This window comes from Anaerolineales bacterium (assembly GCA_022866145.1).
GTDB lineage: Bacteria > Chloroflexota > Anaerolineae > Anaerolineales > E44-bin32 > PFL42.
The window spans coordinates 1-25,097 of sequence record JALHUE010000135.1 but is presented as its reverse complement, the minus strand read 5'-3'; the positions used below and the strand labels follow the sequence as shown (position 1 = coordinate 25,097).

The following is a 25,097-nucleotide window of genomic DNA, read 5'->3' as shown; positions in this document are numbered from 1 at the left end:
GGGCGGGGAAGAGGACTTCGCACCCACTAGGGAGGGGGGCGCAATCCTATCGAGGAAGCGGCCGGGGCGGCATCTTCGCGCCTGGTTGATCGTGCTTGTCGGATTGATGGCAGTGACCGCGGCGACGTCTGCCGCGGTTTCTTATGCCGCAGGGTCCGATGCGCCTCCGCCGGCGATGGAGGCAACGGCGTTGCCGGGCGTCGAGCAGGCAGGGGCCGGCGTGTCACCGTCCCCGACAGCGCCGCCCGAGATGGCGCCTTGGGGATGGTTGGTGATGGACGGGCGGGAGGGTGGCCGGGATCGGCTTTGGGCCTACCGACCCGGTTCGATCGCTTTCATTCCACTTGCCGCCGGGGCATGGAATGACCGGCACCCGGCGGCCGGCCCAGACGGCCACTCGATTGCCTTCACCTCGGACCGGGATGGCCCATGGGACATCTATGTCCTGGATGGATCCTCGGGCGAGGTCCGACGTCTGACGGACACCCTGGCCTACGAAGGCTGGCCGTCCTGGTCGCCCGACGGGCGATGGCTGGCAGTGGAATCCTACGCCGATGGTGACCTTGACATTTGGGTCCTTTCGGTCGATGGCTCCTCGCCTCCAATCCAGCTGACCAACGAAAGCAGTGCCGACTATGCGCCCGCCTGGGATCCTCAGGGCCGGCGGATTGCCTTCATTTCCGATCGGGCCGGGCAGCCGGATCTGTATCTGGCGGATCTTGACATCACAGATGAAGGGCGATTCCGCAACCTGACGAACACCGCTCTGGCCGAAGAGCGCGACCCGGTATTCAACCCGAGCGGAGACGCTCTGGCGTACGCTTCGACCGAAGACGGGATCGACGACCTGCTGATGATTGACTGGACCGACAACGGCCGGGTGAGTCGGATTGGCCAGGGTGTGGCACCGGTCTGGTCGCCGAATGGCTCGCTCTTGCTGTCGTCGGTGCGAGGCGCAAATCGGCGTTCGGCCGCGGTGTATCAGGTCGGCCCGTCTGACCCTGGACTGCCGTCGGTGCCGCCATCGGCGGCACATCAGCGGGCGACGTGGCTCCCAGCGGAGAGCCGGCTTCAGTTGCCGGAGGTCCCGGAGGGCCTGCCGACCGAGGTTGATGTCCAGTTGAGCGGCTCAGACCCGGCGCCGGCGCGTGTGGTGCTCGCTCCACTGACAGGGATCCAGGCCCCGAATCCCCAGCTCTCGGAACGAGCAGTAGCAGGTTACCGGGTACTCCGGGAGCGGGTGGCAGCAGACTCGGGTTGGGATCTGCTGTCGAAGTTGGCCAATGCCTTCGTCGGTCTCAATGATCCCATGCCGCCGGGTTGGGAACACGCGAGTTGGCTGAAAACCGGCCGTGCGTTCTCCTTCGTGGTCGAGCCCTACCGGGCGGGTTGGGTTGAGATCGTCCGGGAAGATATCGGTGCCGAAACGTATTGGCGCGTCTTCTTGCGGGCTGCCAATCAGGATGGGACCGCGGGCGAGCCCTTGCGATCGAGGCCGTGGGATCTCGACGCCCGCTACCACGGCGACGCGCCGGTATACGATCAGGGAGGCGCGCCCAAGCCAGCCGTGCCCTCAGGCTACTACTTGGACTTCACCGCCCTGGCGGCCGACCTGGGTTTCGAGCGGCTGGCGGCACTTCCCAACTGGCGAAGATACTACCCGGGGGCACGCTTCAACGAGTTCGTCTTGCGCCAGGCCCTGTCGTGGGAACAGGCGATGCTTGAGTTGTATCCTGCGGCGGCGATCGCCACCCCAACCCCATTCCGCACTCCGACGCTGACACCGACTGCGACCCTCAGGCCAACCCCCACGTCATATTGGTGGCGCTGGCGCACTCCGGCTCCCTCGCCCCTTCCGACGATCACGCCAACGGCGATCTTGCCATGATCCGCCGAGAGCGGCTGGTTCTGGGCGTCTTTGCCTTGCTGGGGCCGGTCTGTGCGACGGGATGCCAACCGGATCAGATCGCCGAACTTGCCACGCCGACAGCGGATACGGCGGGCGAGGCGACGGCGGTCCCCATGGCTCCCGCCTCGTGGGAAACCGTCATCGCCACAACCCCCGGCAGCCCTGCCGCGACGCCTTTGCCGTTGGAGTTCGCCGAGTTGGATCCGGAGCCGGTGACGGCCTGGCGGCCGCCACCGTATCCAGCCCCGCTGGCGCTCCGGCCGGAGGACCATTTCTACTTCGCCCGGCCAATTCCCTCAGGCGCGGTCAACTGGCCACACCCGGTCTATCGCTACGGCAGCACCTATTTTGGAGAGGAGAGCATTCATACCGGGGTTGACCTGGGCGCCGAGCATGGCACACCCGTGATGGCGGCAGCGGAGGGCGAGGTCGTGTGGGTCGGCTTCGGCGTCTACCGCGGCGAGGAAGATCCTACCGACCCGTACGGGCTGGCGGTCTCGATCCGGCACGATTTCGGCTTTGGTGGAGAAGCCCTCTTCACCGTATACGGCCATCTGAGCGAGGCTAAGGTGTGGGTTGGGCAGCGGGTCGCAGCCGGCGAGGTGATCGGCGCCGTCGGCAGAACGGGTCGGTCATCTGGCGATCACTTGCACTTCGAGGTACGGATCGCCAAGAACCGGTACTTTGAATCCCGGAACCCTGAGTTATGGATGGTGCCGCCGGATGGCTGGGGCGTCCTGGCTGGCCGAGTGCTGGACTCGTGGGGGAGTCCGCTTCCGGAGGTCCGACTTGAGATCGAGTCGCTGGAAACTGGCGCAATCTGGGACGTGTACACCTATGCCAACGCGACCATCCATCCGGATGATGTCTACGACGAGAATTTTGTGATCAGCGACCTTCCGGGCGGCGCCTACGAGATCCGGTTTGACTACGCCGGTAAGCGCCACCGGATGCAGCTCATGCTTGACCCTGGCGTGACCAATCTGGTCACGTTCCACGGCAGGCGCGGGTTCCAAGGCGAAACCGAGCCGGCTGCGTCGACGTTCGCTCTCTCGGCATTCTCCCCATAAGGGGCAACAATTCGCGGCGCTTTCGTCGGCCATAGGCGCGACTGGGCGAAGGCGGAGCCTCGCCCGCTGCGCCGATCCGATCATACGATCCAACAAGGAGATCCGGATGAGGCTCAGCCGACTTCTGCTCGCCACGATGCGCGAAGAACCCTCCGGCGGCCATCCGCCGGGATTCAAGCGGCTGATTCGAGCAGGGTACATCCGGGCAACGCCCGGCGGTGTAAGCCTCCTACCGCTGGGGGTTCGGCTGATGCAGCGGGTGGGCGCGGCCCTCGCCATGCCCTTGGAGGATGCTGGTTGGGCTCAGATCCTGATCGCAGCTCGGGGACCCTCGGTTGTGCGGCAGCGGGGTCGCGCTCCCGGGCCGGCGGTCGGTGAGCAAGTGTGGTCCCCCCAGCCGCCTCCGCCGACCCTAGCGGCTCTCATTGATTCGTACAAGCGCCTCCCACTCAAGGCTTACCAAGCCGTTTGGCGCGATCAGGCTTCCATCGAGGGTGACCCCTTCCCGTCCAATCTGCGGCGGATACTGCAGGCCTGGCTGCTGGCGGACCCAGCGGAGGCGGAGGGCCATTGCCTGGAGCTTGAGACCACCGTGCTAACCAGCCTGCGGTCTTTGGGGCTGAATCCCGCCACCTCAGGCCCGGCGGCTCAGCCGACGGGGCCGATCGAAGTCAGCGTGCGCTCCGACGAATCGGGTGCCGAGAGGCTGGGATGCAGCAAGTGCGGGTTTCTCGCCAGCCAGGCAGCCGCCGGGGTGGTTCCTTCGGCGGCGGAGGGGACCCCGCAGTTGCCCATGGAGCGTGTAGCCACGCCCGGGGCCGATACCATTCTTGGCTTGTGCACAAGTCTTGGGATCGCGCCGGAGCGTACCGCGAAAGTGATGCTGTTCGCAGGTAAGCCTGCCGGGGTGTCGGAGGACCAGGTGCTGATGGTGCTGGTTCGGGGGGAGCGCGAGGTCAGCTGGCGCAAGGTTGCGTGGGCGAGCGGGTGGAGGGATCTGCGTTGGGCTGAAGCAGCCGAGGTCGCGAGGATCGGCGCCGTGTCTGGCTACGCCTCGCCCGTTGGGCTGGCCCACGCGTGGGTTCTGGTGGACCGAGCGGTGGCCGAGAGCACGAACCTGGTCACCGGGGCGAATGAGTCCGGGTTCCACCTGTGCAACACCACCTGTGGCCGAGATTACACCCCTTGGCGTGTTGCGGACCTTGCCTCGGCCGTTCCGGGGGATTTGTGCCCACGCTGCGGCGCCGGGCTGGAGAAGCAGGGCGGCGTCTTGCTGGGCATGCAGGCAGTGTTGCTGCCGGAGGCATCGGACCCCATCGGGAAATACACAGACAGGGGCGGGGCGACGAGGCCTCTCGCCGGGCTGTATTTGGAGATCGACCTGACCACGCTGATCGGCGTTCTGGCGCAGCAGCAGGCGGATGGACGCGGTCTGGCGTGGCGACCGGCAGCTGCGCCCTTCGTAGCGCATGTGATCGGGGTGCCTCCTTTCGAGGAGCAAGCGCTTGGGCTGTACTCGGCCTTGCGGGCGCAAGGGGTCGATGCCCTGCTGGATGACCGGGAAGTCTCCCCAGGCGTGAAAATGAAAGACGCTGACCTGATCGGAATGCCGGTGCGGATCGCGGTCAGCCATCAATCGACAGCCGGGGGTGGGGCCGAGGTCACCGGGCGCCGCAGCGGAGAGAGCCGGATTGTCCCCATCGAGGCGGTCGCCTCCGAAGTCGAACGTCAGATCTCCTGATCGTCTTATGTCAAGAGTTGTTGACAAGCGCCGGGTGGGCGTGCTAACCTCTCCGCTTGCGTCTGAGCAGGAGAGGGCATGCTCCGAGAGCGTGTCGCCGACAACATTTACGTCTTCACCAGCGAATTGTACGCCCAGGTAAATGCGGGGGCGGTGGTCGGTCCAGAGTGGTCCGTCCTTATCGATACCCTGCCATACCCCGAAGAGACGAAAGAGATCCGCGAGCTGGTCGAGGGCAGGCTCGGCAGCCCGGTGCGCTACATTATTAACACTCACCACCATCCGGATCATGTCCTGGGCAACTGCTTCTTTCCGCAGGCAGTCGTGATCGGCCATGCGCTTTGTCGCCAGCTGATGGATACCAGCTCCAGGGCACGGCTTGAGGCGGCGCGTCGGCAAAGCCGCGAGGTGCAGGATGTCGAGTTGGTGCTGCCGAGCATTGTGTTCTCGGAGGGCAGCCTGATCCTGCGGGTGGGCCGTCGCACCCTCGAGTTGATCTCGCTCCCGGGGCACAGCCCGGATGGGATCGGCGTGCTGATCACTGAGGACCATGTTCTCTTCGCCGGGGACGCCATGATGCCAATGCCCTATCTGGTGGATGGCGACAGCGAGCAGCTGAGTGCCAGCCTGAGGCGGATCCCCAAGCTCAAGCTCGAGAACCTGGTCCAGGGTCATGGCGAGATCATCTTGCGCGGTGAGATCCAAAACGCTCTCCGCTCGAATCTGAACTACCTTACGGCGATTGAGCGCGGTGTCTCGCGTCTGCGCAGACGGAGAAACCCCCAGGATCTGATCGACGAGATCACGATCGAGGATTGCGGCAAGAGCCGAATCCTACTGGGGGGGAATGCACCCGAACTGCACCGGCAGAACGTGCTGACCGTGCTCCGGCAGGTCAGCTGACGACCCGCGTGCCCGGCCCCAGGGGCGCGCAGGCAGACATTCTCTTCGATGGCGGAAGCCGGGGCAATCCCGGCCCATCGTACGGCTCCTACCGCCTGAAACTCCCTGGCGCGGCAACCCCCAAGCTCTGCCGGCTGTCGTTTGGACGCCTGACAAGCAACGAGGCGGAGTACGCTACCTTGGTCGCCGCGCTCGAGGACCTGGACCGGGACCTGGAACAGTCCGGAACCCGCCGGCAGGACGTGCAGCTGGAGATCCGCGGCGACAGCCAGTTGGTCCTGGCGCAACTGGCGGGTGAGTGGCGCGTGCGCAACGCCCGCCTTCGGTCATACTGGGGGCGGGCGACCGAACTCCTTGAGGGATTCGACGCTGTCAGGTATGTGCGCCTGCCGCGCTGGCGTGTCGTCCAGGCCCTGGGACATTGACGCCGCAAGCACCGCATGGGATAATTGCCTAACATTCCGAACGGCCATGATGGAGACGAGTAGCCTGCCGGCGCTGGCAGCGAACCCGGGGCGGTGGAAGCCGGGTCAGCCACGTGGGTGAAAATCCCTCCGGAGCCGCGACCTGAACCTGCTTCGGCAGCAGTAGGGGAGCCGGAACGGTCCGCCGTTACCCGGACACGGGGATTGACCAAGGTAGGTCGTACCCGAGCGAGCTGCCTGCGTCTGCAGGTATCAGGGTGGTACCGCGGGAGCGTGATGCCTCTCGTCCCTGAAAGGGCGAGAGGTTTCTCTGTTGGAGGCCAGGAATGCCAACTCAATTGCTGTACCTGCAGGATGCCTATCTGCTCAGCTTCGAGTCCAGCGTGGTGGAGGCGACGGCCGACACGGTTGTGCTGGAGGCGACCGCCTTCTACCCCGGAGGCGGGGGTCAACCGTCGGACCGCGGATGGCTGCGGTTCGAGGACGGCGCTCGTCGGCCGGTCAGTCAGGTGGTGAAAGATGGGAGCCGCGTGCTCCACACCCTGGAGGCTGGCAGCGCCCAGCCGGGGAGTCGGGTCACGGGGGAGCTCGACTGGGAAAGGCGCTACGCCCTGATGCGCACCCACACTGCCATGCACATCCTGTGTGGTGTGATCTGGAAGCGCTACGGCGCCAGCGTGACCGGTGGCAACATGGAGCCGCTGAAGGGGAGAATGGACTTCGAGTTCGAGAGCATGCGCCAGGAGTTCGTCCGTGAGATCGAGGTTCTGATCAACGAAGAGGTGGCCCACGCCCGGCCGGTCACCACAGCCATCTTGCCGCGGTCGGAGGCATTCAAGATCCCGGACCTGATCCGCACCAAGGTCAATCTGCTGCCGCCGGGCATCGCCGAAGTGCGTGTGGTCGAGATCGTGGGACTGGACCTGCAGGCCGATGGCGGAACCCACGTACGCAACACGCGTGAGGTCGGCCCCTTGCGGATCACCGACTACAAGAGCAAGGGCGCCATCAACAAACGCCTGGTCGTCAGTCTTGAAGCGGAGGTCCCGCATGTTTAATCCTGTTCCGACGAGAGTGGATTTCGTGGCTCAGGAGCATGAGGTTCTCCGGTTCTGGCAAGAAACGGAGGCTTTTGAGAAGCTGCGCCGCCTGCGCAGCACCGGCCCAACCTGGTCCTTCATCGATGGACCGATTACCGCCAACAACCCGATGGGCGCGCACCATGGCTGGGGTCGTACCTACAAGGACCTGTTCCAAAGGCTCAAGGCGATGCAGGGGTTCCAAACCCGGTATCAGAACGGTTTCGATTGCCAGGGCCTGTGGGTCGAGGTGAATGTCGAACGGGACAAGGGTTTCAAGACCAAGCGCGACATTGAGGAGTTCGGTCTTGCCGAATTCGTGCTTCTGTGCAAGCAGCGGGTGCTTCGGTACGCCGCAGTGCAGACCGAACAGAGCATCCGGCTGGGCTACTGGATGGACTGGAACGACCCCTTGCTGCTGCGGCTACTGGCAGAGCAGCTCCAGCAGGACCCGCTGCAGGAGCTCACGCTCGAAGGGCGGCAGGGCCTGTTCTCGGACACGGTCGAGGGGCTGGTCGGGCGATTGGGGCTGCCCGACCTCGGCGGCTCCTACTTCACGTTCTCCGACGAGAACAACTACACCATCTGGGCGGCGCTCAAGTCGTGCCACGAGCGCGGCTGGATCTACAAGGGAACGGATGTCATGCCGTGGTGCGCCCGCTGCGGCACGGGGCTGAGCCAGCACGAGATCGTCACCGAGGGCTACCAGGAAGTGGAGCATGCCAGCATCACCCTGCGCCTCCCCCTGCGCGGCCGGCCGGGAGAAAGCCTATTGGTGTGGACCACGACCCCCTGGACCCTGACCAGCAATGTGGCGGCGGCGGTCGGTCCCGATCTGACCTACGTCCGAGTTCGGCAAGGCGACGAGACGTTCTATCTGAGCCGCGGCACGCTTCAGATGTTGCAGGGCGACTACCAGATCCTCGGCGAGCTGAGCGGGCGGGAGCTGGAAGGCTGGGAATACGACGGTCCTTTCGACGAGCTTGAAGCCCAGCAGTCGCAGGCGGCCCCGGCCGCCCATCGGGTCATCCTGTGGGAGGAAGTCGGAGAAGAGGAAGGCACCGGGATTGTGCACATTGCGCCAGGCTGCGGCGCCGAGGATTTCCATCTCGGCAAGCAGTACGGCCTTCCCGTGCTTGCGCCACTGGATGAGGCCGGTGTGTTTGTCGAGGGCTTCGGCTGGCTGACAGGCATGGCTGTCTCCCAGGTCGCAGCCCCGATCTTCGAGGATCTAACGCGCAAAGGCAGAACCTACCGTATCGCCGACTACCGCCACCGCTATCCTGTCTGCTGGCGTTGCCAGGAGCAGCTTGTGTTCCGGCTCGTGGACGAGTGGTTCATCTCCATGGGCAGCCAGCTCGAGAATCCGCTCGATCAAATCACTGCGGACGAGCGGAACCGAAATCTGCGCTTTCAGATGATGGAAGTCGTGCAGAATGAAACCCGATGGCACCCATCCTTCGGTATTGACCGGGAGATGGATTGGCTGCGGAATATGCATGACTGGATGATCTCGAAGAAGCGTTATTGGGGCCTGGCACTGCCGATCTACGAGTGCACCGCCTGCGGGACCCTCGAAGTGATCGGAAGCCGAGAGGAGCTCAAGCAGCGGGCAGTGGCCGGATGGGAGGTCTTCGAAGGTCATAGCCCGCACCGGCCGTACATCGATGCCGTGGAGATCGCGTGTTCCGGATGCGGCGCCCGGGTGCGCCGGATCCCCGAGGTCGGCAATCCCTGGCTGGATGCCGGGGTTGTCGGCATGAGCACGCTCCAGTACCGCCGGAATCGGGCCTACTGGCAGCGCTGGTTCCCGGCAGACTTGATCAGCGAATCCTTTCCCGGGCAGTTCCGCAACTGGTTCTACAGTCTGATTGCGATGAGCACGATCCTTGAGCACCGTGCCCCCTTCCGCGATGTGTTCACGTACGCCACGCTGCTGGCGGAGGACGGGCGGCCGATGCACAAGTCGTCGGGGAACTCAATCGAATTCAATGAGGCCGCAGATCGCATGGGCGTGGACGTGATGCGCTGGCTGTATTGCGATCACAAGCCGGAGAAGGACCTGCTCTTCGGCTACCATCGGGCCGACGAGGTCCGACGTCAGTTCCTGCTTCCCCTGTGGAATGTGTACAGCTTCTTCGTGACCTATGCCCGGATCGACGGCTGGACCCCGGGGCAGAGCGGCCGGGGCGACATGAGCCAGATGGATACGTGGATCCTTGCCCGCCTTGACGAGACCGTCCGGACGGTGACGGCCAGTTTGGAGGCCTTCGAGCCGAACATGGCCACGGAGAGCGTGGCTGGCTTCCTCGACGACCTGAGCAATTGGTATGTTCGCCGGAGCCGCCGGCGGTTCTGGGCACGTCAGGGCGCGAGCGCTGTCTCGGATGCCGACAAGCAGGCGGCCTACGCCACCCTGTATGCGGTTCTGGAGACCCTGATTCGTCTGCTGGCTCCATTTGTCCCGTTTGTGACGGAGGTGATGTATCAGAACCTGGTGCGTACCGTCGATGCCCAGGCTCCGGAGAGCGTGCATCACTGCCGGTTTCCCACGCCGCTGGCCTGGCGCCACACCCCGGACCTGACCTCCCAGATGCGGCTGATTCAGCGCCTTGTGTCCCTGGGACACGCTGCCCGGAACAAGGCCGACCGCAAGTTGCGGCAGCCGCTGGCGGAGGTGGCGTTCGCCGTGGGGAACGCCAGCGAGCGGGACCTGGTGGCACGGCATGCGCAGGTCATCGCCGACGAGTTGAATGTCAAGCGAGTGCGCCTTCTCGACACGGCCGGGGAGGTGGTGGACTTCCGGCTGAACCCGCTGCCCAAGCAGCTGGGCCAGAAGTACGGCGGCCGCTACCCGGCTATCCGCCAGGCCTTGCTTGGCTTGCCGGCGGAGCAGGCGGCGGCGAGGCTGCTCTCCGGAGAGCCCCTCCGGGTCGACGTGGCTGGCGAGGAGATCACCATCTTGCCAGAGGAGGTCGAGGTCCGGCTGGAGGCGCATGCCGGCTTCGCCGCCGCCGGAGACGGCCCATATGTTGCGGCCCTGGACACCGGGCTGACCGAGGAGCTGGTGGCGGAGGGCCTGGCGCGCGAGGTCGTCCGCCGCGTCCAGGATCTGCGCAAGCAGGCTGATCTGCAGGTGGATGACCGCATCCTGGTGGAGTATTCCGCCAGCGCGCGACTCGCAACCGCGATCCAGCTGCACGAAGTCTTCGTGCGCGAGGAAACGCTGGCGAACGGCGTGCAGGCCGTCGCGGCACCGAGCGGAATCCGCGTCGAATCCTTCAGCTTTGATGGCGAGTCGCTTCAGGTGGGCATCCGCCCGGGATGATTGGATTGGGGTGAGAGGCGGCAGTTCGAGGGTAGAATCCGTCCCAGAAGGGTTCGAGGGAGGAAGCGTTTGGCGCGCTTGAAGAGTGACCTGGTCCTGATCGGCGGGGCCGGATTGGTCGTCGCCCTGGACCAATGGTCCAAGTACCTTGTCCGATCGTCGCTGGCGTATGGGGAGGTCTGGGTTCCGTGGGACTGGCTGGGGCCGTACGCGCGGATTGTGCACTGGAACAACACGGGAGCCGCCTTCGGGATCTTCCCCGCGGCTGGCAGCGTGATCGCCGTGGTTTCGGTGTTGGTGGTCGTGGCGATCCTGTACTACTTCCCACAGGTGCCGCCGGAACAACGCTTGGTTCGCGTTGCGTTGGTGCTTCAATTTGGGGGCGCTATCGGCAATCTCGTCGACAGGATCTCGCAGGGGACCGTCACCGACTTCGCCTCGGTTGGGTCCTTTCCGGTGTTCAATGTCGCCGATGCCTGCATCAGCATCGGGGTCGCCCTGCTCGTTGCTGCACTGTGGGTGGAGGAGCGCAAGCGGAAGGCCTTACCCCCAGAGGCGCTTCCCGCAGGAATACCCTTGCCTCAAGAAGATGACACCCCTGGATGAAGGGCCTCCGGCGCTGGAGGGGTTCGCCACGCCAGGCCGATTGGATTCGTGCCTCAATCGCCAGTGGCCGGAGGTTTCTCGCTCGCGCTGGCAGCAATTGATCCGCGAAGGAACTGTCACCGTAGACGGGCGCATCGTCGACAAGCCCGGGCTGCGGCTTGTCGGCGGCGAACGGATCTCGGCTGTGATTCCCCCGGCGCGCCCGGCAATGCTCGAGCCCAGTCAGATTCCCCTGCACATTGTGTTCGAAGATGACAATATCTTGATCGCCGACAAGGCGGCGGGAGTCGTGGTGCACCCTTCGGCCGGCCACGAAGCCGATACCCTCGTTCAAGCCGTGTTGAATCACGTCCCCGATCTCGTCGGCGTGGGAGGCGAGCGTCGGCCGGGGGTTGTCCATCGGCTGGACAAAGACACCTCGGGTCTGGTGGTGTTCGCCAAGAACGACAGAGCGATGGCGGACTTGCAGCGGCAGTTCAAGTCCCAGGCCGTCACGAAAACCTACTTGGCCCTGATTCACGGGAATCCGCCGACTGAAGAAGGCCTGGTGGATGCTGCCATCGGCAGGGATCCCAGGGAGCGCAAAAGGATGGCGGTTGTGGCTGAACACAAGGGACGGTCATCCCTGACGCGCTTCCATGTGCTGCGCAGACTCGGTGAATATGCGCTGCTTGCCGTCACACCGCAGACCGGCCGCACGCACCAAATTCGGGTCCATCTCGCCTACCTCGGGATGCCTGTCGCCGGGGATCGCGTATATGGCTCACGCCATCAGCCGGACTGGCTTCGACGACAGATGCTTCATGCTTGGCGTCTGGGGATTCGATTGCCCGGAGCCTCGGAGCTGAGTGTGTTCGAGGCCGCCCTCCCGGCGGACTTCCGGGAAGCGCTCGAGCTGCTTCAGACCGGCATCATCGCAGACCTTGCGCTCGAAAGCCAGGAGGGGTCAGGATGATGATCGACTTGCGCTCAGACACCGTCACCCAGCCGACGCCGGAAATGCGGCGGGCGATGGCCGAAGCCGAGGTCGGGGACGATGTCTACGGGGAGGACCCCACCGTCGCCCGCCTGGAAGCGATGGCGGCGGAGCGCATGGGCATGGAGGCGGCCGTGTTCGTGCCGTCGGGGACGATGGCCAACCTGGCCGCAGTCCTGACACACTGCCAGCGAGGCGACGAGATGATCCTGGGGGACCTGGCCCACACCTATCTGTACGAGGCCGGGGGCGCGGCCGCGCTTGGCGGAGTTCACCCGCGGGCGCTCACGACGGCTGCCGATGGCACGCTCGACCTTCAGGCGATCGAGGACGCGATCCGCCCGGACGACGTCCATTTCCCCACCACACGCCTGGTCTGTTTGGAAAACACCCACAACCGCTGCGGCGGCGCCGTTCTGGGTGTCGACTACATCCGAGGCGTTGGCGACCTGGTGCAGCGGCATGGATTGCGCCTCCACATCGACGGCGCCCGCATCTTCAACGCCGCCTCTGCCCTCGGCGTGCCGGCCAGCAGGCTGGTTGGCATGGCGGACAGCGTTGCCTTCTGTCTTTCTAAGGGGCTGTGCGCGCCGGTCGGTTCGCTGCTGTGTGGAACCGCGCTCTTCATCGGGCGTGCCCGCAAGGCCCGCAAGCAGCTCGGTGGCGGCATGCGCCAGGCCGGCATTCTGGCCGCGGCCGGGATCGTTGCCCTCGACAGCATGGTCGGGCGGCTGGCAGAGGACCACCAACGAGCGCGCAGACTGGCACAGGGGTTGGCTCAGATCCCCGGGGTCGAGGTCGAAACGCCGGAGCCGGCCTCCAACATGGTCTACTTCCGGCTGGCGCAGACCGCGGTCGTGGACGCCGCCGGCCTGCAAGACCAGCTGCGCTCTCGGGGCGTGTTGATTCACCCCGTCGGTCCGCGACGGGTGAGGCTGGTGCTGCACTACGGGATCGACGATGGGAGTGTGGAGGCCGCCCTCGAGGCCCTGGGTGTCGTCTTGGGCGGATAGGGATTGCTTGACGCTGGTTCTAGGCTCGTGGTAAGATGCGGCCCGTTGGGGGTGTGGTGTAGCGGCCTAACACGCTGCCCTGTCAAGGCAGAGACCGCGGGTTCGAATCCCGTCATCCCCGCCACAGCGTCCGGAGTCCCCGGGCGCTCTGTTCTTGTGTACGCGGGACGCGCCCGGGCGGGGCAAAGACCTCTAGGGGTTGGCTGCAGCCAGATCCCGCGCACCTCTTGAAGGCAATCGCATGCTGAGAGGAGAGGCCCTGGCTGATGGTCCGGCGAGGCATGGGGTTCCGCCCCGCCAGCTTCCACGGGCTGAGTTGAAGGAGCTGTTCCAGCTGCCCTCGATGGCGGAGACCGCGAAGCCGAGATGCCGGTGCAGACACGGTTAGGGCTGCGCCACCTCGAAGGCCGACTGCGCGCCTGGCCGCGCACTCCGGCCAATGACCGCTTCTTCGCGGCTTCACAACAACTGGCACAGGCGATGCATGAGCTTGCCGGGCGGCCGGTCTAGGTGGGCTTCAACGAGTTCTGTGATCCTGACATCGAACGAGCCGCCCAAGCCGCGATCGCGGCCGGCGCTGCGCGGGTGGTTGCCCTCGATCTGATGTTGATGCGCGGGGGTGACCATGCCGAAATCGACGTGCCGCGCTCGATCGAGCCAGTGCGCCTGATGCATGCGGGGGTTCGGGTCGAGGCCGCCTGGCCGTTCCCTGCGGAACCGACTACCCGGTTCATGCTCTCGGCGCTGCAGGATAGGGACGGACAGCAGGATTGAGGCCGCCTGGAGCAGGGTGTGAGATCGGTTTCGAGCCGAGGCGCATCCCCGGCGGTGCCCGCAGGGCGCTATCCCGCGGCCCCAATTTGGCCGCAGCCGCGCTAGCCTGGCGCAACCCGCCGGCTTGACACGCCCAAAATCCGCATGGTATTCTCTCCAAGTTGCCTCGGTGCAGGTGGCGAATGGGGGACGCACGCTACTATATCGGTTTCAGCTATGCCAGGGGAATCGGCTCCGTCCGGCTGCGCATGCTGCTGGCAGCCTTTGGCGACATGCAGTCGGCCTGGACGGCCAGCGAAGCCGCACTGGCCTCAGCGGGGCTCGGCCCGTCTCTGGTGCAGTCGATCCTCGAGGCGCGTGCCCGGATAGACCTCGATGAGGAGATGGCTCGGTTGGAAGCGCGAGGCCTGCGGGCGGTCACCTGGGAGGACGTCGACTATCCGCGACGGTTGGCTGAGATCGATGCGCCACCTCCTGTGCTGTACTTGCGAGGCGGGCTGCGCGAGCAGGATGATCTGGCCGTGGCCGTCGTGGGAACGCGCCGGCCGAGCGCCTATGGGCAGCAGGTGACACGGGATGTGGTGTCAGCGCTTGTCGCCGGGGGAGTGACAGTGGTTTCGGGGCTGGCTCGGGGCATCGATGGGATCGCCCATGAGACCGCTTTGCAGAGTGGAGGTCGGACGATTGCTGTGCTGGGATCCGGTATGGACTGCATCTACCCACCGGAGCATCGACGCCTGGCGGAAGCCGTCGCCGAACGCGGGGCGCTCCTCACCGAGTACCCGCTGGGGCGATCCCCAGAACCCGCCAACTTCCCTGCAAGGAACCGGCTGATCTCGGGATTGAGCCTGGCTGTGGTCGTGGCGGAGGCGGGAAGTAGCAGCGGGGCGCTGATCACCGCCGGTTTCGCGGCGGAGCAAGGGCGGGAGGTCTTCGCGGCACCCGGCAACATCTACAGTCGGACCAGCGGCGGAGCGAATCGCCTGATCGCCAGCGGCGCCCGTCTGCTGCTCTCGCCGACCGATGTCCTGGAAGCGTTGAACCTGGAGTTGATCGTCACCGAGACAGGGGGTGAGCCGGCGCCTGCCTCGGAGGGAGAACGCAGGGTCCTGAAAGCGTTGTCCGGTGAGCCGACGCATGTCGATGAGATCAGCCGGTCGTGCGAACTGCCGGCGAGTGTTGTCGCCTCCTGCCTGACCCTGCTTGAGCTGCGGGGCAGGGTGCGTTCGCTGGGCGGGATGCGCTACGTTCTGGCCCGCGAATCACACATGGATTATCGGGTGGAGTGATGGCGGACGTGATCTTCGCGGTCATCCTGGCAGGCGGAGGCGGGACCCGGCTGTGGCCGGTTTCGCGCCGAGACAACCCGAAGCAGGCACTTCGCTTTCTCGGGAAGCAAACATTGTTTGAGATGACGGTCGCGCGTGTGCGTCCACTGCTTCCGCTCGAGAATATTCTGGTCGTCACGGCAGATTCGCAAGTGGAGATCCTGCGGCGGCAGGCGCCGGACTTGCCTGCCGAGGCCTTTGTAATCGAGCCCGAGGCCCGTGGGACGGCGTCGGCCATCGGGCTGGCAGCGCTGGTTTGTAGGCAGCGTGCCAGCGAGAGTGTAATGGCGTGCCTGCCGTCCGATCACTTCATCAGTGACCCCGATCGCTTCCGGACCCTGTTGGGAGAAGCGACGGAGCTCGCCTCTCGGGATGAACTGGTCACCTTCGGGATTCCGCCGGAGTATCCCGCAACCGGGTATGGCTACATCCATCGTGGGGAGCCCCTGGGCAGCTCCGGTGCCTACCGCGTCCTTGGCTTCCGCGAGAAGCCGGATCCGGCGGTGGCCGCAGCCTACCTGGAGAGCGGGGACTACTACTGGAATTCCGGCATGTTCGTGTGGAAGGCGCGGCGGATCCTGGGTGAGATCGAGCACCAGATGCCGGAGCTGCACGCCAGCCTGGAGAGAATCCGAGCCGCCCCAGGGCAATGGAAGGATCCAAGCCTTGGATCAATCTGGTCAGCCTTGGAGTCCGAGACGATCGACTACGGCATCATGGAGAAAGCAGAACAGGTTGCCGTGCTACCGGCCGACGGGCTGGGCTGGAAGGACATCGGTAGCTGGGACCGCCTCCACGAAGTCGTTCAGGCCGATCCGGATGGGAATCTCGATCTCGCCGTGAGCGCCTTGCTGCAAGATTGCCGGGGGACTCTGGTCTATCAGGCCGAGGAGTCCCACCGGCTCGTTGCAGTGCTCGGCGCCCGCGACCTGGTGATCGTCGACACACCGGATGTGGTCCTGATTGTCCCGGCAGCGATGAGTGAGAGAGTTCGCGAGCTGGTGCGTGAGCTGGAGAGACGAGGACTGCGGCAGTACCTGTAGCGGGAGAGTTGAGTGGAAGCGTTTTGTGTCAAGTGTAAGCAGAAACGAGAGGTCACTTTGCCTGCGGCCGTTTTCACTGCCGGAGGCACGGCCGCAACCCGCGGAACCTGCCCGGTATGCGGGACGACGATGTTCCGCATGGGCCGGACGCCGGCTCACGAAGGACTGGAGCCGCCACCGCAGACGGAGAAGCCAGCCAAGCGGGCCCGCAAGGTCAAGCGGCGGGGCTGGCTGGTGGTCGTAGAGTCGCCGACCAAGGCCAAGACGCTCGGTCGCTTCCTGGGGAAAGAGTATACCGTCCGGGCCTCGGTCGGGCATGTGCGGGACTTGCTGCGGTCTCAGCTCTCAGTGGACGTCGACAGGGATTTTGAGCCGAAGTACCGGGTTCCCAACGAGAAGCGGCAGATCGTCAAGGGGTTGAAGGCAGAGGCGGAGCGAGCCGAGCTGCTATTCCTGGCGACCGACCTCGACCGCGAAGGAGAAGCGATTGCCTGGCACTTATTGCATGCCATGGAAGTCGATCCCAGCCGGGCGAAGCGGGTTGTATTCCACGAGATCACTCGCCCGGCTATTGAACAAGCCTTCAAGCACCCTCGGAAGATCGATCAGCATCTGGTGGATGCTCAGCAGGCGCGGCGGATCATGGACCGTTTGGTCGGGTACAGCCTCAGTCCGCTGCTGTGGTCCAAGGTGCGCAGCCGGCTGTCCGCAGGCAGGGTGCAGTCCGTCGCCTTGCGCTTGGTCGTCGATCGTGAACGGGCCATCGAGGGATTTGTCCCCCAAGAGCACTGGACGATCGACGCCAGCCTGCTTCAGCCGGGGAAGCCGCCGGCCTTCTGGGCACGCCTTTCCCGGATCGATGGCAGCGAACCCGTCCTGGGGGACCAGGCTGCCGCTGAGGCTGCCCTGGCCGGGATGCGCCGGGCGGAATACACCGTGGTCAAGGCGGCTTCCGGGTCGCGCACGCGACGGCCGGCGCCTCCGTTCACCACAAGCACTTTGCAGCAGGATGCCTCCCGGCGCCAGGGATACACGGCCCGTCGCACAATGGCCCTGGCACAACAACTGTATGAGGGTATCGATCTCGGAGACGAGGGCTCGGTCGGTCTGATCACCTACATGCGCACCGACTCGACGCATGTAGCGGAGGAGGCTCAGGCACAGGCGCGCAACGTGATCGCCGACAGGTTCGGCGAGGCCTACCTGCCTCCATCGCCGCCGGTCTATCGGACCCGCTCGCGAGGTGCCCAGGAGGCGCATGAAGCCATCCGCCCGACCGACCCGGCCCGTACTCCGGAGTTGGTCCGCTCGCACCTGACGACGGAGCAGTACAAGCTGTACTCGCTGATATGGAAGCGCTTCCTCGGGTCCCAGATGGCTGCCGCCGAGTACGACACCCGGGTGATTGACGTCAAAGGCAAAGCGGCCCATCAGATCTATGACCTCAAGGCTTCGGCCTCGGCCCTGCGCTTCGCAGGATTCCTCGACATCTACGAAGACCGCCCGAGCGAGAACGGAGAGAATGGCGACGAGGAGCCCCAGGAGGCGCGGTTGGCGCAGCTGCCGAATCTCGAGCGGGGCGACCGGCTGGATCTGCTGGACCTGAAGTCAGAACAGCATTTCACCCAGCCGCCGCCGCGCTTTTCCGAGGCCAGCCTGGTGAAGGCGTTGGAGGACAATGGGATTGGGCGGCCTTCGACCTACGCTCCGATTCTGTCAACGCTGCAAGCACGAGGCTACGTCCGCAGGGAAGCGAAGAGGCTGTTTCCGACGGAAATCGGGATGACCGTCAACGACCTCCTCGTGGATCACTTCCCGGAGATCGTTGATCTGGGCTTCACGGCCCGGATGGAGGCCGAACTGGACGATGTCGCCTCCGGGAGCCGAGAATGGACCGAGGTCGTGCGCGACTTCTACACGCCTTTCGCCGAACAGCTCAAGCAGGCGATTATCGATATGCCGGAGGTCAAGGCGGAGCCGGAGATCCTGGAGCGGGCCTGCCCGCTGTGTGGCAGGCCGTTGTTGGTCCGCCACGGCCGGTACGGCAAGTTCATCGGCTGCTCGGATTTCCCGAATTGCCGCCACACCGAGCCATGGCTGGAGAAGATCGGTGTCCGATGCCCCAAGGACGGGGGAGACCTGATCGAGCGCCGGACCCGCAAGGGCCGCACGTTCTACGGCTGCGAGAACTACCCCAATTGCGACTTCACAAGTTGGAAGCGACCTGTGCCAGGCGAGTGCGGCAACTGCGGGGGCCTGCTGGTGGTGGAGAACAGGACCCATGTCGCCTGCATGGCCTGCGGCACCCGCTACGAGCGGTCGGTGGTCATGCCAGACGAGGAAGCGGCATAGAACCTGCACCCATGGCGGCTTGCCGAGGGCGTAGCCGAGGTCTAGAATCGCAGCCTCGGGCGAAAGTGGACCGACTTGAGTGAGGGACGCATGCTGCGAGCAAAGGAAATGGTCGGACGACCACCTGTGCTGGCGGGGCTGGCGGTTGTTGCCGGCATCGCCATCGGGCTGTTCCTGGGGTGGGTGGTCTTCCCTGTAGAGTGGACCGACGCTGCTCCGGATTCGCTCCGGTCCGACCTGCAGGTCGACTACATGCGCATGGTGATCGATTCGTATTCGGTCAACCGCAACGCCGACCTGGCAATGCAGCGCTATGAGGCCTTGGGGGAGGACGGCCCGGCCGCGCTGGCCGAGGTCGCGGCCAACCCGGGCGAGGTCAGCGACACCTCGATTCAAAACTTCTACGCCCTAATCGAGATCTATCAGGCCGAGGCGCCCGCCGGGACGCCGACACCGCCCGCTGGGGCCGGGGGCGCGGCCGCTCAATACCTTCTGCCGGTTTGCGGTCTAACGGCGGTGTTGGGGCTGTTGCTTGGGGGCGCCGTGCTGTGGAGGTCGCGAGCGGCGCGTCGCGAGCGGTCGCGCGGTCGGACGGACGAGCCTTCCGACGCCTACGCTGGGATGCCGGCCGAGGAAACTGTTGGCGAGGTCTATCGGCCTGGGGCAGCCGCCGGGCAGGCTTCGGCTCCAGCCTCGACGCCTCGCAAGGGGGCAGAGGCTCCCCTGGCGATGTTCCGCACCATCTACACCCTGGGGGACGACCTGTACGACGACTCCTTCAGCATCGAAAGCCCGGCCGGGGATTTCCTCGGTGAATGCGGCGTGGGACTGGGTGACCTCATCGGGGTCGGCGAGCCCAAGAAGGTTACCGCACTGGAGATCTGGCTCTTCGACAAGAACGACATCCAGACCGTCACCAAGGTTCTGCTCAGCCGGTTTGCCTTCAACGATCACGAGACCCGCGCCCGGCTGGCAGCCAAGGGGGACCCGGTCCTCGCTGCCAGCGGGGGAGTGGTCACGCTGGAGACGGCCTCGCTGCTGGTCGAGGTTCGGGTTGTCGATTTGGTGTACGCCGAATCGGCGCTTCCGGCGGAGAGCTTCTTTGAGCGCTTGACGATTGAGCTGCGAGCCTCGCGCAAGTCGGGGTAGGCGTCAGCGGGCTTGGCATGACAACGGGACGGGCGCGCGCCCGTCCCGCCGTGCTTATCGGACCTCAAGGATGCGCAGCAGGACTTCACCCGCAGGCGTGGCGGCCGGTACTGTCTCGCCGGCATGCCGTCCCATCAAGGCCGCTCCAAAGGGCGATTCATGCGAGATGCGGCCCGAGGCCGGATCGGCTTCCTTGACCCCCACAACCTGATACGTCTCGGGCGGTGAGTCGCCTTCCGCCACGACAACGGTGCTGCCAACAGTAACCACGCCCTGCTCACGCGGGCCGTCGGCGATGATCGCCAGTCTGAGCACACTCTCAAGCTCCTGAATCCTTCCTTCGAGGAACCCCTGTTCTTCCTTGGCGATGATGTAGTCGGCGTTTTCGCTGAGATCGCCTTGTTGTACGGCGTGGCGCAGGCGCGCCGCCAGCTCTAGCCGGCGTGGGCCGCGCAGCTCCTCAAGCTCGGCGCGCAGACGTTCGGCTCCTTGCGGGGTCAGAAAGATCTCTCGCTTGTCCATCGGCAGCGGTTTCTCCTTGGCCATCCCCTGTGGCAGTGCTACTCACAGAAGGCGAGATCTTGCGTCACGAGGCGGGGCGCTCCGCCTTCTCTCGCCGGCTGCCTCCACCCCCGCCGCCTCCCTGCGAGGCCCATTCGATCGGCACGCCCTGTCTCCGATCGAAGACCACAACTTCGGCGAAGATCGGAGATCCGAAGTTCGGCGGAGAGCCCACTCCAGGGGGCAAGCCGCTGAGCCACACGGTGAGGGCTAGGCCGGGCGTGCCAAGATCGAATGCGGTCAGCCGCAGCTCGGCCCCGCGCCGATCGATCGCTTCGCTTGGCGAGTAAGCTGAGGCCGCTCGCATCGTTGGCGGAGGCAAGGAAGACGTCGCCGAGATCAGCGCCACCGCCGCTGGGGTGGGCGGGCCGCTGCGTGGCACGGTCGCGCGCCCGGGCTCAGCCAAGGTGCAGGCGGTGGCCGAAGCAAGCCGGACGAGTATGCCAGCCGTAAGAACGGGAGACTTCATCACTTCCTCGCGCCGCAGTGGAACATGGACGGAGCCCGCTGGCGATGCTACCACACGCGCAGATGACGAGCGCCGGAGCAACGCTCAGGGGAGGATCAGCGGATCGAACAGGCGGCCGTGTTCCTGGAGGGCGAAACGGTCGGTCATGCCAGCGATGTAGTCGCTGATCGTTCGGTGCAGCCCTTCCTGCGGGGTGCGGTCGCGGACCTCTCCGGGCAGGACCTCGGGTTTGGAGGCGTAGGCGGTGAACAGGTCGCTCACGATGCGCTCGGCCTTCACCTGCATCCGATACACCCGGTAGTGCTGATACAGGTTGTGGAATAGGAAGGTCTTGAGCTGGCGGTTCTTCTCGGCAAGGGGAGGGCTGAAAGCCACCAGGTTGTGATCCAACCGCTGAACATCGTCGGCACTGGCCAAGCAGGAGTCGGCGATCGCCTTAGACGTTGTGGCCAGCAGGTCGGTCACCTGAAGGTTGATCAGGCGGCGGATCAGGCGATGGCGGGCGAGGTCTTCCAGCGGCGAGGCCGGGATCCCCAGGTCGCTCACCAAGTCGTCCCAGAGTGCGACCCCGGCCAGTTGGGGCGCAGAGATCAGGCCGGAGCGCAGCCCGTCGTCCAGGTCATGAGCCGAGTATGCCAACTCGTCGGCGGCGTTGCAGATCTGGGCTTCGAGGCCGGCTCGCTTCTCGGGCTCATAGTCGCTGGCGTCGGCGACATCGTACTCTGTTTCGTGCTTGACCATCCCCTCGCGGACTTCCCAGGTCAAGTTCAGCCCCGGAAACTCGGGGAAGCGGCGCTCGAGGTGGGTGACGATGCGGACGGAATGACGATTGTGGTTGAAGCCTCCGTGCTCGGCCATCAGGTCTGCCAGGGCGCTTTCGCCGGCATGCCCGAAGGGCGGATGACCCAGGTCGTGGGCGAGGCAGATCGCTTCGACAAGATCCTCGTTGGCCCCGAGGGCCCGGGCGATGGTGCGGCCGATCTGAGCGACCTCCAGGGTGTGGGTCAGACGCGTGCGGTAGTAGTCCCCCTCGGCGAAAATGAACACCTGGGTCTTGTACTCTAGCCTGCGGAAAGCGGTAGTGTGAAGGACTCGGTCGCGATCGCGCTGGAAGCAGGTGCGATAGGCATGTTCGTCACTGGGAAATGCCCGCCCTCGAGAATCCCGGCTGCGCAGGGCATACGGTGCTAGGATCTGGTCTTCGTGCTGTTCGATCTCGGCTCTGGCTTGCATTGTGTCACCTGCAGGCAGTGTATATGAGGCCTCGCCCGGCTGTCAAACGATGTTCGTTGACAGGCTTCGTCCGATGGCGGATAATCCTCGCAACCGGAGGCAAGCATGGGCTATCCATTCCCGAGTGAACCGTGGCTGCTCGCCCTGCAGGTGGTCCTCAACGCCGATGAGCAATATGCCCGGACAGCCAGAAACTGGGAAGGCGACATCCTCTGTGTGGTTGAGGCCCAAGCGGGGCCGGATTGGATGGCGGCCTTCTACCTGGACCTCTGGCACGGAGCCTGCCGGCAGGCCAAGGCCTGCTCGCCGGGGGCTGACGGGTTGCCGCCGGCGAAATTTGTCCTGCGAGCCTCGCTGCCCAACTTCTACAAGGTGATCGCAGGTGAACTGGATCCGATGCAGGCAATGATGACTCGGCGCCTGCGGGTGGAGGGCAACATGGGGTACATGCTCCGGAATGTGCCCACGGTTCTGGACTTTGTCCGTTGCTGTCGGTTGGTGGAAATCGAACCCAAGCTTGTCTTTGCCTGATGGAAGGAGGCCTCCATGCGTCGCTACCTGGCGATTCACTCGGTGCGCAATATGTACCCGACCCAGGAGGAATGGGTGGAAGACTGGCGTGGACTGCGCCAGCGAACGCGCCAGGCCCCGGGCTGTCCGATCTGGTTGGCATCGTTCTACGCCGCCGTCGACGGCAAGCTCTACTGCGAGTGGGAAGCGGAGTCGGAAGAAGACATCCGCCGTTGCTTCACCCGGCGCGAGTTGGAGATGGCGCCCTTCGATTCTATCCAGGAGATCGCCCGATTGGATCCTGCCTGGCTCGACGAATGAAGGCGGCGTCTCGCCCGGGTAACACTGGGGAATTGAACCTTGAATGGCCTAGATGAGCCCTTCGTCGACTTCGCGATCATTGGATCGGGTTTCGGTGGCAGCGTGGCCGCCCTCCGTCTCTCGGAGAAAGGCTACCGGGTCCTAGTCCTGGAGCGGGGCAATCGCTACAGGGATGACGAATTCGCCCGCAGCAATTGGGATGTCCGGCGGTACCTCTGGCTGCCGGGATGGGGCTGTCGCGGCATCCTGCAGATGACCTGGCTGTCTGGCGTCCTGGTGCTGCATGGCAGCGGCGTGGGGGGAGGCAGCCTGGGCTACGCCAACGTGCTGGCGGAGCCTGACGCAGGGGTCTTCGAGTTGCCAGCCTGGTCCCGGTATGCACCGTGGGGATCCCGGCTCAGGCCGCACTACGCTACGGCGCGCCGTATGCTGGGCGCGGCCACGAATCCGCAGTCCTGTGCAGCGGATGATATGTTGCGACAGGTTGCAGCCGAACTCGGCACGTTGGACTCCTTTCAGCCGACCGAGGTCGCCGTTTTCTTCGGGGAAGACGGCCAGGAAGTGCCCGATCCGTACTTTGAGGGACTCGGCCCGCCGCGGGCCGGATGTACCCATTGCGGTGCTTGCATGGTGGGCTGTCGCCTCAACGCCAAGAACACGTTGCCGAAGAATTATCTTCACCTGGCGGAGGGACTCGGGGCTGAAATTCGGGCTGAGAGCGAAGTTGTCGACGTGCGACCGGTTCGGGAGGGTGAGGACGGCTCGGCTCGCTACGAGATCACCTATTGCAGACCCGGGGTGCTGGGCTCGCGGCGGAGGCGGCGAGTGCGGGCTCGCAATGTCGTGTTTGCCGCCGGCGCCCTCGGCACAGTGTCGCTCCTGCTGCGCTGCCGAGACGAGACCGGCTCGCTGCCGGGGTTGTCGCAACGCTTGGGCTCGGATGTGCGTACCAACAGCGAGGCCCTGCTGGGGGTCACGGCGCGGGACGACCGGACCGATTTCTCCAAGGGCGTGGCCATCACCTCGATCTTCCAGGCGGACCCAGTGACTCATGTCGAGCCCGTCCGCTACCCCGACGGCTCGTCGTTGATGCGCATGCTGGCGGCGCCGCTGGTCGAGGCCGGAAACGGTCGTTGGCGCCGCCTGTGGCTTCTCCTGTGCGAGTCCATCCTGCACCCGGTCGATCTCGCCCGCTCCAAGCTGCTGCCGGGCTGGGCTCGCCGCACGACGATCCTTCTGGTGATGCAGACGACGGACACGCGTCTTCTGGTCAAACGGGGGCGCAGCCTGCTGACCTTCTTCCGGCGGGGGTTGGTTTCGCAGCGCGACCAAGCCCGGCCGCTCGTCGGGGAACTGCCCATCGCCCACGAAGTCGTGCGCCGCTTTGCCGCTCAAGTGGATGGAATCGCCCAGGGAAGCATCAACGAGAGCCTGCTGAATACGCCGACCACGGCTCACATCATGGGAGGCGTTCCGATTGGACGCTCGGTGGAGGAGGGTGGGGCCGACGACCGCTTTCGGCTGTTCGGCTATCCGGGGCTGTATGTCGTCGATGGGTCGGTGATGCCCGGGAATCCGGGCGTCAACCCGAGCCTGACGATCGCCGCTCTGGCGGAATGGGCCATGGCGGCCGTTGCGGCTAAAGGCGAAGCGGAGCCCAGCTGGCCCGGCGGGGACCTGCGGACGGCAGGAGCCCGGCGGCGGTGAGCTCCACTCCGCTGCCACGCATTCTGGAGATCGATTTGTCGACCGGGCGGCAGACGCCGCTGCCCGTGGCGACCGAGTCCTACAGGGCATTTCTCGGCGGAGCGGCCCTCGGAGCCCATCTCCTCTGGCCTTGGCTGGAGGATCCTGCCGATCCCCTGGCTCCCGAGGCGCCCTTGCTCTGGCTGACCGGCCCGCTGACTGGAACCACCGGTCCAGCGGTCGGGCGAATGGTCCTGTGCGCCCGATCGCCGGCCACCGGATTGTGGGGCGAGTCGAACATCGGCGGCTTCATCGGATCGGAGCTGCGCGGGGCGGGGATTGATGGGCTTGTCCTGCGGGGAAAGGCGCCCCATCCGGTCTATCTGTGGGTCCACGAAGGCACCGTCGAGGTCCGCAGTGCTGGGCATCTATGGGGCAAGGCGGATACCTACCAGACGCAGGAGGCGGTGCGGGCCGAGCTGGGCGACAAGCTGGTGCGCGTGGCCTGCATCGGCGAGGCGGGAGAGGCTTGTCTCCCCTTCGGGCTGGTGCTGTGCGACCACGGACGCGTCGCCGGGCGAACAGGGCTAGGCGCAGTCATGGGCTCGAAGAACCTCAAGG

Annotated in this window: 23 protein-coding genes and 1 tRNA gene; 21 read left to right on the top strand and 3 right to left on the bottom strand. The window is 65.3% G+C overall.

Translation table 11 applies throughout. The features are described from left to right. The 17 genes from MUO23_04205 to MUO23_04125 all read left to right on the top strand — a co-directional run. On the top strand, positions 1-1,888 hold a 1,888-nt coding region (locus tag MUO23_04205), incomplete at its 5' end, for a hypothetical protein (GenBank protein MCJ7512153.1). Next, positions 1,885-2,979 carry a peptidoglycan DD-metalloendopeptidase family protein gene (locus MUO23_04200; protein ID MCJ7512152.1) on the top strand — a complete coding sequence of 365 codons (1,095 nt, stop codon included), beginning with the start codon at positions 1,885-1,887 and terminating at the stop codon, positions 2,977-2,979. The genes MUO23_04205 and MUO23_04200, both read left to right, overlap by 4 nt. 106 nt (positions 2,980-3,085) lie before the next feature. Next, positions 3,086-4,720, top strand: a complete 1,635-nt coding sequence (locus MUO23_04195; GenBank protein MCJ7512151.1) for a His/Gly/Thr/Pro-type tRNA ligase C-terminal domain-containing protein — start codon at positions 3,086-3,088, stop codon at positions 4,718-4,720. A gap of 78 nt (positions 4,721-4,798) precedes the next feature. After that, positions 4,799-5,623 carry an MBL fold metallo-hydrolase gene (locus MUO23_04190; GenBank protein ID MCJ7512150.1) on the top strand — a complete coding sequence of 275 codons (825 nt, stop codon included), beginning with the start codon at positions 4,799-4,801 and terminating at the stop codon, positions 5,621-5,623. 8 nt (positions 5,624-5,631) lie between these two features. Continuing rightward, positions 5,632-6,048: a ribonuclease HI family protein gene (locus MUO23_04185; protein MCJ7512149.1), complete on the top strand. Its 417-nt coding sequence runs from the start codon at positions 5,632-5,634 to the stop codon at positions 6,046-6,048. A gap of 326 nt (positions 6,049-6,374) precedes the next feature. After that, positions 6,375-7,106 carry an alanyl-tRNA editing protein gene (locus tag MUO23_04180; GenBank protein ID MCJ7512148.1) on the top strand — a complete coding sequence of 244 codons (732 nt, stop codon included), beginning with the start codon at positions 6,375-6,377 and terminating at the stop codon, positions 7,104-7,106. Beyond that, on the top strand, positions 7,099-10,455 hold the full coding sequence (locus tag MUO23_04175; protein MCJ7512147.1) for a class I tRNA ligase family protein: 3,357 nt from the start codon (positions 7,099-7,101) through the stop codon (positions 10,453-10,455). Before MUO23_04180 ends, MUO23_04175 begins: the two co-directional genes overlap by 8 nt. Before the next feature lie 69 nt (positions 10,456-10,524). Further along, positions 10,525-11,061 carry a signal peptidase II gene (gene lspA, locus MUO23_04170; protein ID MCJ7512146.1) on the top strand — a complete coding sequence of 179 codons (537 nt, stop codon included), beginning with the start codon at positions 10,525-10,527 and terminating at the stop codon, positions 11,059-11,061. Next, positions 11,045-12,016: an RluA family pseudouridine synthase gene (locus MUO23_04165; GenBank protein ID MCJ7512145.1), complete on the top strand. Its 972-nt coding sequence runs from the start codon at positions 11,045-11,047 to the stop codon at positions 12,014-12,016. Before lspA ends, MUO23_04165 begins: the two co-directional genes overlap by 17 nt. Next, on the top strand, positions 12,013-13,050 hold the full coding sequence (gene ltaE / locus MUO23_04160) for a low-specificity L-threonine aldolase (GenBank protein MCJ7512144.1): 1,038 nt from the start codon (positions 12,013-12,015) through the stop codon (positions 13,048-13,050). Before MUO23_04165 ends, ltaE begins: the two co-directional genes overlap by 4 nt. A 47-nt stretch (positions 13,051-13,097) precedes the next feature. Continuing rightward, positions 13,098-13,174 (top strand) — tRNA-Asp (locus MUO23_04155). Positions 13,175-13,416: 242 nt separating this feature from the next. Further along, entirely contained in the window at positions 13,417-13,560 is a 144-nt protein-coding gene (locus MUO23_04150) for a hypothetical protein (protein MCJ7512143.1), read from the top strand. Then, positions 13,561-13,824 (top strand): hypothetical protein, encoded by a 264-nt coding sequence (locus MUO23_04145; protein ID MCJ7512142.1) that lies wholly within the window; start codon positions 13,561-13,563, stop codon positions 13,822-13,824. Positions 13,825-14,006: 182 nt separating this feature from the next. Beyond that, on the top strand, positions 14,007-15,113 hold the full coding sequence (gene dprA, locus MUO23_04140) for a DNA-processing protein DprA (protein MCJ7512141.1): 1,107 nt from the start codon (positions 14,007-14,009) through the stop codon (positions 15,111-15,113). Beyond that, positions 15,113-16,195: a sugar phosphate nucleotidyltransferase gene (locus MUO23_04135; GenBank protein ID MCJ7512140.1), complete on the top strand. Its 1,083-nt coding sequence runs from the start codon at positions 15,113-15,115 to the stop codon at positions 16,193-16,195. The genes dprA and MUO23_04135 overlap by 1 nt, the downstream gene beginning before the upstream one ends. Positions 16,196-16,207: 12 nt before the next feature. After that, the gene (gene topA / locus MUO23_04130; protein ID MCJ7512139.1) at positions 16,208-18,547 is read left to right on the top strand and encodes a type I DNA topoisomerase; all 2,340 of its coding nucleotides are present in this window, start codon (positions 16,208-16,210) and stop codon (positions 18,545-18,547) included. A gap of 90 nt (positions 18,548-18,637) precedes the next feature. After that, a complete protein-coding gene (locus tag MUO23_04125; GenBank protein MCJ7512138.1) occupies positions 18,638-19,696 on the top strand; it encodes a hypothetical protein in 1,059 nt (352 codons plus the stop codon). A gap of 54 nt (positions 19,697-19,750) precedes the next feature. Here MUO23_04125 and greA read toward each other — a convergent pair whose 3' ends face one another. From greA to MUO23_04110, 3 genes are all read right to left on the bottom strand, one after another. Beyond that, positions 19,751-20,218, bottom strand: a complete 468-nt coding sequence (gene greA / locus MUO23_04120) for a transcription elongation factor GreA (protein ID MCJ7512137.1) — start codon at positions 20,216-20,218, stop codon at positions 19,751-19,753. 64 nt (positions 20,219-20,282) lie between these two features. Beyond that, complete coding sequence (locus tag MUO23_04115; GenBank protein MCJ7512136.1) at positions 20,283-20,726, bottom strand: hypothetical protein; 444 nt, start codon at positions 20,724-20,726, stop codon at positions 20,283-20,285. 84 nt (positions 20,727-20,810) lie between these two features. Next, positions 20,811-21,959, bottom strand: coding sequence for a deoxyguanosinetriphosphate triphosphohydrolase (locus MUO23_04110; GenBank protein ID MCJ7512135.1), 1,149 nt, complete (start codon positions 21,957-21,959; stop codon positions 20,811-20,813). A gap of 105 nt (positions 21,960-22,064) precedes the next feature. Between MUO23_04110 and MUO23_04105 the strand changes: the two genes are divergently transcribed. From MUO23_04105 to MUO23_04090, 4 genes are all read left to right on the top strand, one after another. Next, positions 22,065-22,490, top strand: a complete 426-nt coding sequence (locus MUO23_04105; protein MCJ7512134.1) for an SCP2 sterol-binding domain-containing protein — start codon at positions 22,065-22,067, stop codon at positions 22,488-22,490. Positions 22,491-22,505: 15 nt separating this feature from the next. After that, positions 22,506-22,790, top strand: a complete 285-nt coding sequence (locus MUO23_04100; GenBank protein ID MCJ7512133.1) for a DUF4242 domain-containing protein — start codon at positions 22,506-22,508, stop codon at positions 22,788-22,790. Between the two features lie 39 nt (positions 22,791-22,829). Continuing rightward, entirely contained in the window at positions 22,830-24,497 is a 1,668-nt protein-coding gene (locus MUO23_04095) for a GMC oxidoreductase (GenBank protein ID MCJ7512132.1), read from the top strand. Further along, a partial coding sequence (locus MUO23_04090; protein ID MCJ7512131.1) for a hypothetical protein occupies positions 24,494-25,097 on the top strand: 604 nt, incomplete at its 3' end. The genes MUO23_04095 and MUO23_04090, both read left to right, overlap by 4 nt.